Origin of the sequence: Accumulibacter sp., from assembly GCF_036625195.1 — a bacterium.
Taxonomy (GTDB): domain Bacteria; phylum Pseudomonadota; class Gammaproteobacteria; order Burkholderiales; family Rhodocyclaceae; genus Accumulibacter.
This window is the reverse complement of record NZ_JAZKUG010000001.1, coordinates 3,426,823-3,439,711: the sequence shown is the minus strand read 5'-3', so window position 1 is coordinate 3,439,711 and position 12,889 is coordinate 3,426,823. Positions and strand designations below refer to the sequence as shown.

The 12,889-nt window shown below is 67.4% G+C and carries 11 protein-coding genes and 1 pseudogene; 5 read left to right on the top strand and 7 right to left on the bottom strand.

Features of this window, described 5'->3' with window-relative positions; translation table 11 throughout:
• Nucleotides 1-20: 20 nt before the first annotated feature.
• Nucleotides 21-1,988, bottom strand: coding sequence for an alkyl/aryl-sulfatase (locus tag V5B60_RS15180; RefSeq protein ID WP_332347827.1), 1,968 nt, complete (start codon nt 1,986-1,988; stop codon nt 21-23).
• Between the two features lie 151 nt (nt 1,989-2,139).
• On the opposite strand from V5B60_RS15180, the gene V5B60_RS15175 reads away from it, so the two are divergent.
• Nucleotides 2,140-3,198, top strand: coding sequence for a LysR family transcriptional regulator (locus tag V5B60_RS15175; RefSeq protein WP_332347826.1), 1,059 nt, complete (start codon nt 2,140-2,142; stop codon nt 3,196-3,198).
• A gap of 70 nt (nt 3,199-3,268) precedes the next feature.
• Here V5B60_RS15175 and V5B60_RS15170 read toward each other — a convergent pair whose 3' ends face one another.
• The 4 genes from V5B60_RS15170 to V5B60_RS15155 all read right to left on the bottom strand — a co-directional run bounded on the left by V5B60_RS15170 (nt 3,269) and on the right by V5B60_RS15155 (nt 5,969).
• Nucleotides 3,269-3,580, bottom strand: coding sequence for a BrnT family toxin (locus tag V5B60_RS15170; protein WP_332347825.1), 312 nt, complete (start codon nt 3,578-3,580; stop codon nt 3,269-3,271).
• Between the two features lie 193 nt (nt 3,581-3,773).
• A complete protein-coding gene (locus tag V5B60_RS15165; RefSeq protein ID WP_332347824.1) occupies nt 3,774-4,841 on the bottom strand; it encodes a metal-dependent hydrolase in 1,068 nt (355 codons plus the stop codon).
• Between the two features lie 343 nt (nt 4,842-5,184).
• Nucleotides 5,185-5,685, bottom strand: a complete 501-nt coding sequence (locus V5B60_RS15160) for a GNAT family N-acetyltransferase (protein WP_332347823.1) — start codon at nt 5,683-5,685, stop codon at nt 5,185-5,187.
• Nucleotides 5,682-5,969, bottom strand: a complete 288-nt coding sequence (locus tag V5B60_RS15155; protein WP_332347822.1) for a DUF1778 domain-containing protein — start codon at nt 5,967-5,969, stop codon at nt 5,682-5,684. Before V5B60_RS15155 ends, V5B60_RS15160 begins: the two co-directional genes overlap by 4 nt.
• A 53-nt stretch (nt 5,970-6,022) precedes the next feature.
• On the opposite strand from V5B60_RS15155, the pseudogene V5B60_RS15150 reads away from it, so the two are divergent.
• The 3 genes and pseudogenes from V5B60_RS15150 to V5B60_RS15140 all read left to right on the top strand — a co-directional run.
• Nucleotides 6,023-6,346 (top strand): annotated as a pseudogene (locus V5B60_RS15150) (DUF4172 domain-containing protein); the annotation flags it as partial.
• Between the two features lie 339 nt (nt 6,347-6,685).
• Nucleotides 6,686-7,642: an N-acetylmuramoyl-L-alanine amidase gene (locus tag V5B60_RS15145; protein WP_332347821.1), complete on the top strand. Its 957-nt coding sequence runs from the start codon at nt 6,686-6,688 to the stop codon at nt 7,640-7,642.
• Nucleotides 7,643-8,016: 374 nt separating this feature from the next.
• A complete protein-coding gene (locus V5B60_RS15140; protein WP_332347820.1) occupies nt 8,017-8,178 on the top strand; it encodes a hypothetical protein in 162 nt (53 codons plus the stop codon).
• A 19-nt stretch (nt 8,179-8,197) separates the two neighbouring features.
• Here the strand turns inward: V5B60_RS15140 and V5B60_RS15135 are convergent, their stop codons facing one another.
• Both V5B60_RS15135 and V5B60_RS15130 read right to left on the bottom strand, forming a co-directional pair.
• Entirely contained in the window at nt 8,198-9,169 is a 972-nt protein-coding gene (locus V5B60_RS15135; protein WP_332347819.1) for a histidine phosphatase family protein, read from the bottom strand.
• Between the two features lie 150 nt (nt 9,170-9,319).
• Complete coding sequence (locus V5B60_RS15130; RefSeq protein WP_332347818.1) at nt 9,320-11,854, bottom strand: ABC transporter permease; 2,535 nt, start codon at nt 11,852-11,854, stop codon at nt 9,320-9,322.
• A 411-nt stretch (nt 11,855-12,265) separates the two neighbouring features.
• On the opposite strand from V5B60_RS15130, the gene V5B60_RS15125 reads away from it, so the two are divergent.
• Entirely contained in the window at nt 12,266-12,832 is a 567-nt protein-coding gene (locus V5B60_RS15125; RefSeq protein WP_332347817.1) for a PEP-CTERM sorting domain-containing protein, read from the top strand.
• The last annotated feature ends 57 nt before the right edge of the window (nt 12,833-12,889 follow it).

The window sequence follows — 12,889 nt, the reverse complement described above, 5'->3', positions numbered from 1 at the left end:
CTCTCCCGTCGTCCCGCCGCTCAAGGCGTGACGATGTTGAACCAGAAGTCGAAGCTGTCGAGCGAGGCCATGAAGTCCTCGAAGACGGCGGCGTTGCCGGTGATCTTCAGCTTGCCGTCGGCGACCGCCTTCTCGAGCGACGTTTCCTTCAGCTGGATGGCGTTCAGCGTCGCCTTGTCCATGCTCAGCGAGACATCGGCCTGCGGCCACTGCTTGCGCGTGTGATTGAGCACGGCGTTCTCCACCGACAGCGTGTAGGCCTGCTGCAGATCGGGGAAGTCGATGTTGATCGCGTACTTCTTGCCGGCCGCCCTGCCGGCGTTCAGGCGCACCGCCAGATAGTCGAAGAGCATTGCCGGCGACATCGCGCGGATGGTGTCGGGTGTCGCCGTCTGCGTGCCGCCGGCCGAAGGCACGCCATTGCGCAACTCGTAGGCGCCCTGCAGGTAGACCGAGCGGCACGGGCCGGATTCGGCCTGGTAGCCAAGTTGCTCGAGGGTGTCGGCGAGCAGTTCCCTGGCTTCGGCATTCTTCGGGTTGGCGAAGACGGCATGCTTCAGGACTTCCGCGACCCAGCGGTATTCGCCCTTGTCGAACGAAGCGCGCGCCTTCTTGAGCAATACGGCCTCGCCGCCCATGAACTCGACGTACTTCGGGCCGACCATTTCCGGCGGCAGGTTGTTCAGGTTGGACGGGTTGCCGTTGTACCAGCCCATGTAGCGCTGGTAGACGGCGCGGCTGTTGTGGCGCAGCGTGCCGTAGTAGCCGCGGTTCGGCCAGAAATTGCTGAGCTCGGCCGGCAGCCTGATCATTTCCGAGATTTCCTCGCCGGTGTAGCCCTGGTTCATCAGGCGCACCGACTGGTCGTGCGTGTACTTGTAGAGATCGCGCTGCTTCTTGAAGTAGTCAACGACGTTGGCGTTGCCCCAGCGCGGCCAGTGGTGCGACTGGAACTTCACCTCGACGTCGCCGCCCCAAGTCTCGATCGTTTCGTTCAGGTAGCCGGCCCACTTCAGTGCGTCGCGCACCTGGGCGCCGCGCAGGGTCAGGATGTTGTGCATCGTGTTGGTCGCGTTCTCGGCCATCCACAGCGCCTTGAACTGCGGGAACCAGGTGTTCATCTCGGCCGGCGCCTCGGTGCCCGGGGTCATCTGGAACACCATCCTGACGCCGTCGATGGCCACTTCCTCGCCGGTCTTCCTGATCTCGCGCGTGGGCAGGATGAGGCCGGCGAGGCCGGTCGAGGTGGTCATGCCGAGGCCGCCATTGACGCCACCCCGGGCGTTGCGCGGCAGGAGCGCGCCGTACATGTACACCGCCCGGCGCGCCATCGCGTTGCCGGCGATCACGTTCTCGGAAACCGCATGCTCGGTGAAGTGCTCGGGCGCCAGGATCTGCACCTTGCCGGCTGCGACCTCGACGGCATCGACGATGCCACGCACGCCGCCGTAATGGTCGACGTGCGAGTGGCTGTAGACGACGGCGACCACCGGCCGCTTGCCGAGTTGCCTGTTGATCAGATCGAGGCCGGCACGTGCGGTCTCGGGGGAGATCAGCGGATCGAATACGATCCAGCCGGTGTCGCCCTGCACGAAGCTGATGTTTGACAGGTCGTAGCCGCGCACCTGGTAGATGCGGTCGGTGACCTTGAACAGGCCGTTGAGCATGCCCAACTGCGCATTGCGCCAGAGACTGGGATTCACCGTGTCCGGCGCCGCCTTGTCGAGACTGATGTATTTCTTGTACTGCTCGAGATCCCAGACGACGTTGCCCCTGGCGTCCTTGATCGTCACCACGTCCTCGCTGGCGATCAGGCCGCGCTGCGCATCCTCGAAGTCCTGCCTGTCGGCGAACGGCAGTTCCTGCAGGACCTGCTGGTTGGCCTGCCGGGTGAACGGCGTCGCCGGCTTGGATGGCGTCGCGGCGATGGCCTGAGTGGTGACGCAAAGGGCGGCAACAGCAGTGGGGATGAGGCGCGTTCGGGTCATCGTGGGTCCTCGGGTGATCGGTGGTCGTTGCGCTGCAATCCCGCAGTCCGGCGCTTGAGCTCGATCGTCAGTGCGGTCGGTCGGCGTAGTGGAGCACGGGATTTGCCATGCGTCCAGTGACAATATCTCATGATGGCGATAACATCGGCGCATGGATATCGACATCCGCCTGATCCGGCACGTGCTGGCGCTCGCCCGCCAGCGCAATTTCGCGCGCGCCGCCGAGCAGTTGCACCTGTCACAACCGGCCCTGTCGCGCAGCATCGCCCGCCTCGAAGAGACGCTCGGTGTCGCGCTGTTCGACCGTACGCCCGAGGGGGCGATCCCGACCGCCTACGGTCGCGTCGTCATCGAGCGCGGGCAGGACATCCTGCGCCGCGGGCAGGAGCTGCAGCGCGAACTGGATCTGCTGCAGGGCCTCGAGAGCGGCGCGGTGTCGATCGTTGCCGGCCCGTTCCCGCACGCCATCTCGGCCGGCATCGCCGTATCGCGTTTGCTCGCCGCGCACGGCGGGCTGCGTGTCCGGCTGGCGCAACAGAGCCCGCGCGGTGCGGTCGCGCCGGTACTCGACGGCTCGGTCGACCTCGGCATCGCCGACCTGCGCGAATGGGGCGACGATCCGCGCCTGCAGACCGAGCCGTTGCCGCCCCACGTCGGCATCTGGGTGGCACGCGCCGACCACCCGCTGGCCGGACGACGCGATCTCGCGCTCGCCGATGTGCTCGCCTACCGCCTGATCTGCGCCGTGCTGCCGAGCCAACTCGCCGAGCATTTCGGCGACTGTCCGGCAGCGGGGCAGGCCGATCCGGAGCAAGGGGTCTTCTACCCGGCGGTGACGCTCGACACGGTGAGCTTCGGGCCGCTGATCGCCGCTGCGTCGGACGCGATCATGCTGACCACCGTCGGCATCGCCGCGCAGGGGCTGCAACGGGGCGAACTGGCGATCCTCGACCTGCACCTGCCGTGGCAGCGAACTGCCTACGGGTTCCTGACCCGCAGCGGCCGCACGCCGTCGCCGGCGACGCTGGCGTACATGGACTGCGTGCGCGCCGTCGAGGCGGAGGCGATGGACGAGGAGCGCCGCCTCCTCGCCCACCACCTCGGGCCCGGTTTTCCGGCGACCGGCCGATGGACACGAGCACTCGTCAAGCCGCGTCAACCTCGGATTGGGTCCGAGAAACAAGGGGCCAAAACAAGAGGCGGTCCATAACCCGCCTCCCCCCACCGCAGGAGATACCGCTTACGCTGGCCTCTCACCGCGCTTGCCGGTGGCTTGTACTTCATTGCTCGCCATTGAAGTCCTCTTCGAGCCAGTCATGGTAGGCGCTCCTTTCCTCTTCGCTCGCCGGTCGGAAACTGACAATTCGCCAGGCATTCCCGCGAGTGGTATGCACCACCGTCAGTACCGTCAGTACCGTCAGCACATCGCAAACATACGCGAACGACTGCATCCGTGGTTCGCCACCACGTACGCTTCTCGCGTCAAGGCGATATGGGCTTTCCAGTACCATCGGCTGATCTGCGAAATCAAGCCCGTGCTTGTCAAGATTGGCTTCCCGCTTGGCGTCGTCCCAAAGCAAGTGCGTGCTCATTGGCAATATGGTTGTAACGACACATCCGGAAGCCAACAATTATCGTTACTACGCTTCTTGACTCCGTCGGCGTCTCGTTGCTTCTGCCGGCACGAACGACGATTCTCCTGTTCACGGGAAGACGGTCAGCCAGGCCGGGCCCGCGGCGGCCGGCAAGCAACCGCGCCGAGGGGATCGACCGGCAACGCGGGCGTCAGCCACTGCTGTCCCGCGCGACCGCCACGGCATCGACCCTGCCCGGCGCCGGCAGGCCGCGGTAACCGTCGGCGGTGCCGCGAATCTCGCGCCAGAGCTCGCCCACCGGCACGCGATTGCGCCCCGTCTGGTCGACCCACTCGGTCGGCGTCGCGCTGCCGGGGTGGAAACGGATTCCCCAGATCGGCTCGAAGGAATCGCGCGAGAGCGAGTAGCGCGCGTCACCGATCACGCTCGCATCGCTGTCGGACAGCGCGGTCCAGCCGCTGGAAAAATAGCTGAAGCGGGCGAAGTCCCGCCGCACGCGCGCATCGGCCGCTGCCGCCGGCGGCAGATCCGCTGCGAGCAGCAATTCCAGTGTGCTGCCCGGCTTCCACAGGCTGCCCGCACTGTCGAGAACGCGCAGGCGGTCGCTGTACAGCGTCGTCCCCGACTGATACACCGATCGCCAGACGACCGGATTGCCAACGCTCGGAAACATCTCGGCGCGCACCACCGGGTGGCCGCGCGCTGCGGCGATCAGCTCCTGCAGATCGAGCGCGCGCTCGCGCTGCCAGGCCGCAACGCCGACATAGCCGAGAGCGAACAACAAGGACAGCACCGCCGGCAGGCGCGACCGCCGGCGGACGGCGACCAGCAACCCGGCGAGCAGCGCCAGCGTCAGCAGGGGCCCGATCGTCGTCAGCCAGTGCCAGGCGACGCGCAGCGTCGAGAACGGCCAGAGCAGGTGCGTCCCGTAGTTCGTGCAGGCGTCGAGCAGCCCATGCGTCGCGCAACCGATGGTCGCCGCGGCAAGCAGCGGCCGCCAGTCGGCACGGTAGCGCCGCTGCACGAGCCATGGTGAAGCGGCGACGACACCGCCGACCGGGATGAAGGCGAAGGCGTGCGTGAAGTGGCGGTGATACTCGATCGCCAGCAACGGGTCGGCGGTGCTGCGGATGAGGATGTCGGCGTCGGGCAGCAGACCGCCCAGGGCGCCGGGCAGCCAGGCTTGGCGGCCGAGCCGGTGGCCGAGAGCCGCCTGCGCGGCTGTCGCGCCGAGCAGCGCGTGCGTCAGTGGGTCCATTGCAGCTCCAGGGGCAGAGGAATCGGCTGCCGCACGGGACCGGTCACGACGCACCGCCGACGCCCGGCGATTGCAGCCGCGCCCGCGACGCCGGCAGCGCGCGGATTATCGCCGAAGACGGCGCAAAGGTCCGCAAGGCACGACCAGTCTCTCGCGAAAGCGTAACCGTCAGACGGGTGGCCTCTTCGTTTGGCAACTCTTGCCCTCTCCGTATGCACATCCATCACCTTATCAGCTTGGCAGTTCATACGCCTTGCCGCCAGAACGTTTTCTCCCCCGCTCCGTTCATGGCGGATGCAGGCGCACGGATCGAGGATCATCGCGGGCGAAGCACGGGAAAACCTCAGATACGAGAACGGAAGCTGGCCAGGGGCAAGAAGAGCTGCAGCGCCTGGTCAGCGCAAGGGATGAATCCGTGATGACGGTAAAAGGCGGCGGCACCATCGTCCTTCTTGGCATCAACCACCAGGGCAAAGGCGGCCAGGGAGGAAGCAAGGGCACGCTGCGCGGCATCCCAGAGAAGAGCCGGGCCAAGTTGTTGGCCGGTGAAGCGCCGATCGACGGCCAATCGGCCCAAGCGAGCGACGGGCACGGCGGGGTATCGTGGTAGCTTCTTCGCCATGGCCTCGGGCAAATCCGAGACCACGACACTGCCGGCCGCCAGAGTGTAGAAGCCCGCGACAAGGACCGTATCCAAAGGCATCGCCACGTAGCAGGCGGTCACCAATCGGCGCACGTCCTGAGTTGCCTGCTCACGAAAATACCGATCGAGGATCGGAGAGGTGCTTTCAAAGGAGCTTCGGTCGTGCTCGTCGGATAGCGAAATGATGGAAAAACGGGTCACGACTCCTTGCTCACCAATCGAGCGTGCGCCAGCGCGGCCCGCACCAGACCGGCCGGCAAGGCCGGCGGATCGAGCAAGGCGGCCGCAAAACGCTCTTGATCGGCAAGAGACAAGCGAATGAGCTGGGCATCGGAGATCGCTCGGTACGCCGCTTCCTGAGCCGCTGAAACGACGAAATCGCTGACACTGCGCCCTTGCATTTCAGCGGCGCGGCGAACGACCGCCAAGACCTCGGGCGCGATGCGCGTTTCCAGGCGGGACGTGCGAGGAACTTCAGCAGACATGGGCAAACCTCCTCCTTGTAATGTACGGCACAACAACGTACATGGTCAAACAAAACATCGGCGCCCTGGCCCCGGCCGATCGCCACGTCGAAGGCGTCGTCGAGATGGCGCTCGACGCCATCGCCAACCGCAGCGCTGTGGTCACCCGAGAGCGCTTGTTCGGATGGCACGCTGCCTTGTTCGCCACGGGCCATTCGGGCCCGGTCCGGATCAACGTCGGCGGCTGGCGCGACGATGTCAGCGGTCCGATGCAGGTGGTTTCTTGGCGGCGAGGGCGGCAACGGGTGCATTTCGAGACGCCGCCTGCCCACCGGCTGGAGTCGGAAACTGCCCGGTTTCTGGCCTGGGCCAACAGTGCGTCAGACCAGCCACCACTGAACGCGTTTCCAGGACTGGACGCGGAACAGGCCCGGCAGTTCAACGCCATGCTCGACGCGTTGCCGCATGCCGAAAAGGGCTCGAGCCACTGACTTGGCTGCAGCGCCGAACAGCGTTCTCGTTCGTTCGCTGCCCCCGCGTTCTGACGCCAATCAGTGGAGCCGATTCGCCGCCGCTCGTGCGCGGCCGCAAGACCCCGGCGGCGCTGCGGCAACAGCCCGCGAATGCTGGCCCTGGGCGGCATTGGTGCTAGCATTGACCCCTGCCCGCCTGGCGTCCCGCGGGCATTTCCGTGATGCCCGGCATCGCGGACCACACAAACTGGCGAGGAGACACCCATGACCCTGAGAATCGAAAACCACAAACTGGTCGGCGACCAGGTCAGCCATCGCGACACCCCGAACCGCGGTGGCGCCATGACCCCGAGCTATCTGGTGCTGCACTACACCGCCGGCCGCTCGCTCGAAAGCTCGGTCGAATCGCTGTGCACGCGGAAACCGCAGGGCAACGCTTCGGCGCACCTCGTCCTCGGACGCGACGGGCGAATCGTCCAGCTCGCTCCCTTCAACATCGTCACCTGGCATGCCGGCGTCAGCCAGTGGGCGGGCCTGGTCGGCCTCAACAGCCATTCGATCGGCATCGAGATGGACAATGCCGGCCTGCTGAAGCGGGTTGGCAGCCAGTATCAGGCCTGGTTCGGCAAGGCCTACCCGGAGGATGAGGTCCTCATGGCGGCGCACCGCAACGGCGGCCCGGTCTCTCCGTGGCACGCCTACAGCGAGGTGCAGATCGAGCGCGCGATCGAATTGGCCGACCTGCTGGTCGAGCACTACGGGTTGAAGGACGTCCTCGGGCACGAGGACATCGCTCCAGGTCGCAAGACCGACCCCGGTCCCGCCTTCCCGCTCGCCGCACTCAAGAGCCGCGTCCTCGGCCGCGAGGACGATGCACCGCCGCGCTACGTCGTCACCGCCAGCAGCCTCAACATCCGCAAGGGCCCGGACGCCAGCTTCGAGCCGGTGGCGGCGGCGCTGCGCAAGGGCACCGAAGTCTTCCTGCTCGAGGCGCGTGACCGCTGGAGCCTGGTCGAGGTGGTCAGCAACGCCGAGGTCGAGGGCTGGGTGAGCAACTCCTTCATCGCCGCCGTCGCCGCCCCGCGGGCGGCACACGCCAGCCCGCCGGAGGCGGCCGCAGGCGAAGCGGCGAGCGGCCGATCGGCGCGGTCCGCGGCCCGGGAGCCGGCGGAGAAGAAGGCTCGGCGGGCGAAGAAGCACCGCCCGGCGAAGGACGCCTGACGCCGCCGCGACCGGCGGCTGCGGAACGTGGCCGATGTGGCGCGCCAATCGCACGGCTGTTCATCGGCCAGCGCACGACGGACGGTCGCGAGAAGTCAACGGCGCTGGCGCGCGACTTGGGCCAGCTCAACCGGCGACCGCTGCGGGCCTGCAACCGGCGGTACGAGTTGCAGCGCCTGCCTGGACAGCCGGCAGGCCGCCAACTACCCCGGGAGTTGCCGCCGGCAAACCGCCGCAAGCGGCACACCGACGCCGGCTCGCGACCCCGTGCCTCCCCCGCCCTGGGGGAACCGCCGGCAGCGCTCACCGGTCCCAGACGTGCCGCTCGCCCGCCGTCGGCAGCGTCAGGCGGGCAAGCAATGAAGGAGGAAGAGATGACCGAGCAACTGTTCTTTGTGGCTCCCGGCTGGGAGGAGATTCCCCTGCTGCTCTTCCTGCTGGCGCTGGTGCTGGTCTTCTTCCTGATCATCCGCCAGAACGGCAAGGACTATCACGAAATCGAGGCCTGGCTGGCCGAGGAAGGACTCGACCGCTAGCCAGCGGATGGGCGCCGCATCAGCCCTTGCCGACGCCCTTTTCCAGCTTGCCGACCATCTTCTGCAACTCGCGTTCGTCGAGCAGCCGCTTCGCTTCCTTCGGCTCGACCCAGCGCCGTTCGCGGTGGCTCTCCTCCCATTCGGTTTCCGGGATGCTCTCGGTCACTTCCATCGGGAATACGGTGACCGCGCAGACGCCGCCCCACTTCTTGTACTTGTAGTTGCCGATCGGCTCCTCGGCGACGCTGCCGCGCACACCGGCTTCCTCCAGCGCCTCCTTGGCAGCTGAATCGCGCAACGAGAGATCCTGCTCCTTGACGCCCTTCGGCACCACCCAGCGGGTGCCCTTGCGCGACGCGATCAGCATGATCTCGAGTTGGCCATCGACCAGCCGGTACGGCAGCACCGCCGACTGGGTGAAGAAGTAATCCGGCACCGGACCCAGGTTTGGCTCATCGGCGACATCGGTCACCGGCGGTTCGGGTACCTGACCCGGCCGCGTCAGCGAGATCAGGCGGCCGCAGCCGCGCGTCAGCTCCGACCAGCCCTCGACCATCTCCAGCCGCGCCAGCGCCGAGGTCGGCAGCAGTTTGCCATCGTCCGGAACCGCGAGCTGCTCGCGACTCAGGTAAGCGACCAGATCCTCGAGCCCCGGATTGTGACCGACGACCATCACCCGTCGTGCGCTCTTCGGACAGTCGGCAAGCGCCGCCAGCAGGTCCTCGACCGGCGCGGCATAGAGCCGCTCGTCCCAGCGGACGGTCTTCAGGGGCAAACCCATCGCCTTGCAGGCGGCCACCGTCGTCGCGCGGGCGCGCTCCGCCATCGAGCTGACGACGAGATCCGGAACCAGCTTGTGATGCTTGAGCCAAGCACCCATCTTCTGGCTGCCCAATCGGCCGCGATCGACCAGCGGCCGGTGAAAGTCCTCGTGGCCGGTACTCCAGTCGGACTTTCCGTGCCGCAGTACCAGCAGTGTCTTCTCGGTCATGACGCAAATACCCTCCCCGAAAATGGTTTGACAGAAGCGACGGCACGCGGCAGCAACCGTCCGCCAGCGCGACCCGTCACAAGCCACATGATACCGGAAGCCCGTTCGCCAGCGGCAGCCCGGCGGCCGGCCGCGCGCCGCACACGGCAGCTAGCTGCTGCCGGCGCGCAGCGCATCGAGCGGAGCACTCTGCAGCAGGCGGGCGGCAGCGAACCAGCCGACAGCAGTCACCAGCAGGGCACCACAACCGATCGCCAGCGGCAGCAGCCAAAGGTCGACCGCCACCTCGAAACGGAACACCTGCTGCGCCAGGAACTGGCCGACGGCGATCGCTGCGAGGGCGGCGATCAACCCGGCAAAGGCGCCGATGGCGGCGAACTCGGCCAGCAGCGCGCGCCGCAACTGTTCGCGCCGGGCACCCAGCGCGCGCATGACCGCCAGCTCGTAGCGCCGCTCCTCGGTTGCTGAAGCGAGCGCGGCATAGAGGACGATGCCGCCTGCCGCGAGCGTGAACAGGAAGACGAACTGCACCGCCTTCGCCACCTGTTCCATGATCGACTGCAGTTGGCGCAGGATCGCGGCGACATCGATGACGGTCAGGTTCGGGAAATCTCGTACCAGCCGATTGACCACGTCCGCTCTCTCCGCTGGCAGGTGAAAACTCGTGATCCAGCTTGCCGGATGGCCTTCGAGAACCACTGGCGGCGTCAGGACGAAGAAGTTGACGCGCATGGTGTCCCAGTTGACCTTGCGCAAACCAACGATCTTCAGGCCGATCATCTCCCCGGCGACGCCGAAGTCGATGCGATCGCCGACGACCAACCCGAGGGTCCGCGCCAACCCCTCCTCGACCGATGCCGGCGCCTCCTGCGCCCGACCGGCGAGTTCTCCCGGCAGGAACCAGCGACCGCCGGCGAGGCTGTTGCCGGCGGGCAGGTCCGGCCGCATCGACAGGTTGAATTCACGCTCGACCAGTCGCTGCGCGCGATCGTCCGTGTAGTTGGCAGCACGGACCTCGGCGCCGTTGATGCGCAGCAGCCGGCCGCGCACCATCGGCGCCAGCTCGGCCGACACCCCTTGCGCCAAGAGCGCCGAGCGCACCGCCTCGACCTGTTCGGGCTGGATGTTGACGACGAAGCGGTTGGGCGCATCCGCCGGCACCGCCTGCCGCCAGGCATCGAGCAGGTCACCACGCACCGCCGTCAGCAAGAGCAAGGCCATGAAGCCGAGCGCCAGGGCGACGATCTGCACGACGCTGGCGTGCGCCCGTCGCTCGAGGCTCGCCAGCCCGTAACGCCAGCCGATCCCTGCCCCGCCGAACGCACGGCCACCGCCGCGCAGCGCTGCTGCCAGCCGGATGGCAATGCGTGCCGCGATGGCAAACAGCAGCATCGCCATGCTGAAGCCGGCGAGCACCCAGGCACCCAGTTCGACCTCGCCGGCAACCCAGAACATCAGTCCGGCCAGAGCCAGGAAACCCAGCAGGTAGCCGACGACGGTACCGCCCTGCGGACTGCCGAGTTCACGGCGCAGGACGCGCAAGGTCGGCACCCGGTTGAGCTGCAGCAAGGGCGGTACGGCGAAGCCGAAGAGCAGCAGCAGACCGACGGCGATACCCTGCAGCGCCGGCATTGGCCCCGGCGACGGCAGCGGTGTCGCCAGCAGTTGTGCCAGCCACGCATGCAGGGCGAAATGCGCGACGTAGCCGAGGACACATCCGCCGAGGGCAGCGAGCAGGCCAAGGACGGCGAACTGGCCGAGATGCAGGCGCAACAACAGCGCCTGCGTCGCGCCGAGGCAGCGCATCACGGCGCAGGGATCGAGGTGGCGCTGCACGTAACGGCGAGCGGCCAGCGCCACCGCCACCGCCGCCAATACCACGGTCAGCAGTGCCGCCAGGCCAAGGAACTTTTGCGCCCGATCGAGCGCGCTGCGAATTTCGGGACGCCCGTTCTGCGGATCCTCGACCCGCTGCCCGCGTGCCAGCTGTCCTTCGATCTCGCGCTGGAAGCGCTTGACCAGCGGCAGATCACCAGCCAGCAGCAGGCGGTACGCCACCCGACTGCCGACCTGCAGCAGCGCCGTCGCCGGCAGATCGTCGAGATTCATCAGCAGGCGTGGTGCGACGCTGAAGAAGTTGATGCCGCGGTCGGGCTCGAGCGTCAGCACTGCGCCCACCCGCAGCGTCGTCTGTCCGACAGCGATCCGGTCACCGACCTCGGCGCCGAGCGCCGACGCCAGCCGTTCGTCGATCCAGGTCGTGCCGGGCGGCGGGATTCCCACTGCCGGCGCATCGACTGCATTCAGCGCCGGCGCGACGCGCAGCGAACCGCGCAGTGGATAGCCGGCAGCGACGGCCTTGATCTCGCTGAGTTGCGCGCGCAGGGCGTCGCCCTCGCCATGCGTCACCATGCTCGGGAAGGTCACGGTCGCAACCTCCTGCAGGCCGAGCGCGCGGGCGCGCGCGACGATGTTCGCCGGCCACGGCTGATCGGCAGTCAACAGGAGATCGGCTCCGAGCAGCTGATGCGACTCGCGATCGAGCGCCTGTCGGACCCGGTCGGCGAAGAAGCCGACCGCGGTCAGCGCGGCGACGGCTACCGCCAGCGCCGTTGCCAACAGACGCAACTCACCACCGCGCGCGTCGCGGCGCAGCATGCGCCAGGAAAAGGAGATCACTTGCATGACACGATTCGTTTCGGGCAACCCTGAGGCTGCGGCGAGCGGCTGGCGAGTGGGCGACGGGTTCCTTGCGCACGCGCCGCTCTCCGCCTGCTCCCGGCAACAGCGACGGCCTTGGCAAGGCCGGGCCTCCGGGCCACCGCGCCAAACGGAAGAACCCGCTCAGACCGTTCGAGGATACTCGAGTTCAGTCGCGCGATTGCGTCACGGGCGACCCTTCTGCCTGCTACAATGATTCCGGGATTCTGGCAAATGGGGTCGCGCAGGAGGGGGTTCCTGCCGCGGGCTCCGGAGCCGGGCGGGAGTGGACGAAACGTCGCCGAGATCGCTGCCGGCAGTGCGCCGGTCGGGACAAGCGACACGGACCGTCCGCGGGATGCGTTGGTCTGGCGGACATGGGCGGGAGGATGGGTCATGGTCAGCAAGTGGTGGCACAGCACATGCAGCATATCGCTTCTCGCTTCCGCCCTGTTGTCGGCGGCGCCGGCATCGGCGGGGCTGAGCTACAGCGGGTTGTTCACGGCGCCGGGCTCGGGCGGCGACAATGGCAGTTATTACCTGGTCGGCCAGGCTGCCAGCCAGTCCTTCTCGGTTCCGTGGCTGACGGAGGTCAGTTCGCTGCAGCTCACGCTCAACCTGATGCCCCCCTCCCCCTGGTTCTCGAACAACCTCAACGAGCCGCTCGAGTTCAGCTTCGAGCTCAACGGAACGACCGTCGGCAGTACCCGCTATCTTGCCAAGAACATGCCAGGGCAGTGGCAAGCGCGCGACCTCGACTTCGACTTCGCGCCGCTGTTCGACGCTGGCGGTGACTGGACGCTGCGCATGGTCGTGAGCCAGGCGGGCAATCCCTGCTGTGCCCCCGGCAACATCATGCTGTCTGCGAACAATCCGTTCGCGATCTCGATTCCGGAACCGAACGGGCTCGCGCTGGTCGCGCTCGGCCTCGTCGGCGCCGGCCTGTTCTACCGCCGCCGCTGATCCTGCGGCAAACGCGCGTTGGCCGCAGCGGACGGCGGCACTCGTCTCCGGCGACGA

Excerpts from the sequence above, each read along its gene's own strand:
- V5B60_RS15130 (WP_332347818.1), bottom strand. The coding sequence starts at position 11,854 with ATGCAAGTGATCTCCTTTTCCTGGCGCATGCTGCGCCGCGACGCGCGC.
- V5B60_RS15155 (WP_332347822.1), bottom strand. The coding sequence starts at position 5,969 with ATGTCTGCTGAAGTTCCTCGCACGTCCCGCCTGGAAACGCGCATCGCG.
- V5B60_RS15140 (WP_332347820.1), top strand. The coding sequence starts at position 8,017 with ATGACCGAGCAACTGTTCTTTGTGGCTCCCGGCTGGGAGGAGATTCCC.
- V5B60_RS15135 (WP_332347819.1), bottom strand. The coding sequence starts at position 9,169 with ATGACCGAGAAGACACTGCTGGTACTGCGGCACGGAAAGTCCGACTGG.
- V5B60_RS15145 (WP_332347821.1), top strand. The coding sequence starts at position 6,686 with ATGACCCTGAGAATCGAAAACCACAAACTGGTCGGCGACCAGGTCAGC.
- V5B60_RS15180 (WP_332347827.1), bottom strand. The coding sequence starts at position 1,988 with ATGACCCGAACGCGCCTCATCCCCACTGCTGTTGCCGCCCTTTGCGTC.
- V5B60_RS15175 (WP_332347826.1), top strand. The coding sequence starts at position 2,140 with ATGGATATCGACATCCGCCTGATCCGGCACGTGCTGGCGCTCGCCCGC.
- V5B60_RS15165 (WP_332347824.1), bottom strand. The coding sequence starts at position 4,841 with ATGGACCCACTGACGCACGCGCTGCTCGGCGCGACAGCCGCGCAGGCG.
- V5B60_RS15125 (WP_332347817.1), top strand. The coding sequence starts at position 12,266 with ATGGTCAGCAAGTGGTGGCACAGCACATGCAGCATATCGCTTCTCGCT.
- V5B60_RS15170 (WP_332347825.1), bottom strand. The coding sequence starts at position 3,580 with ATGAGCACGCACTTGCTTTGGGACGACGCCAAGCGGGAAGCCAATCTT.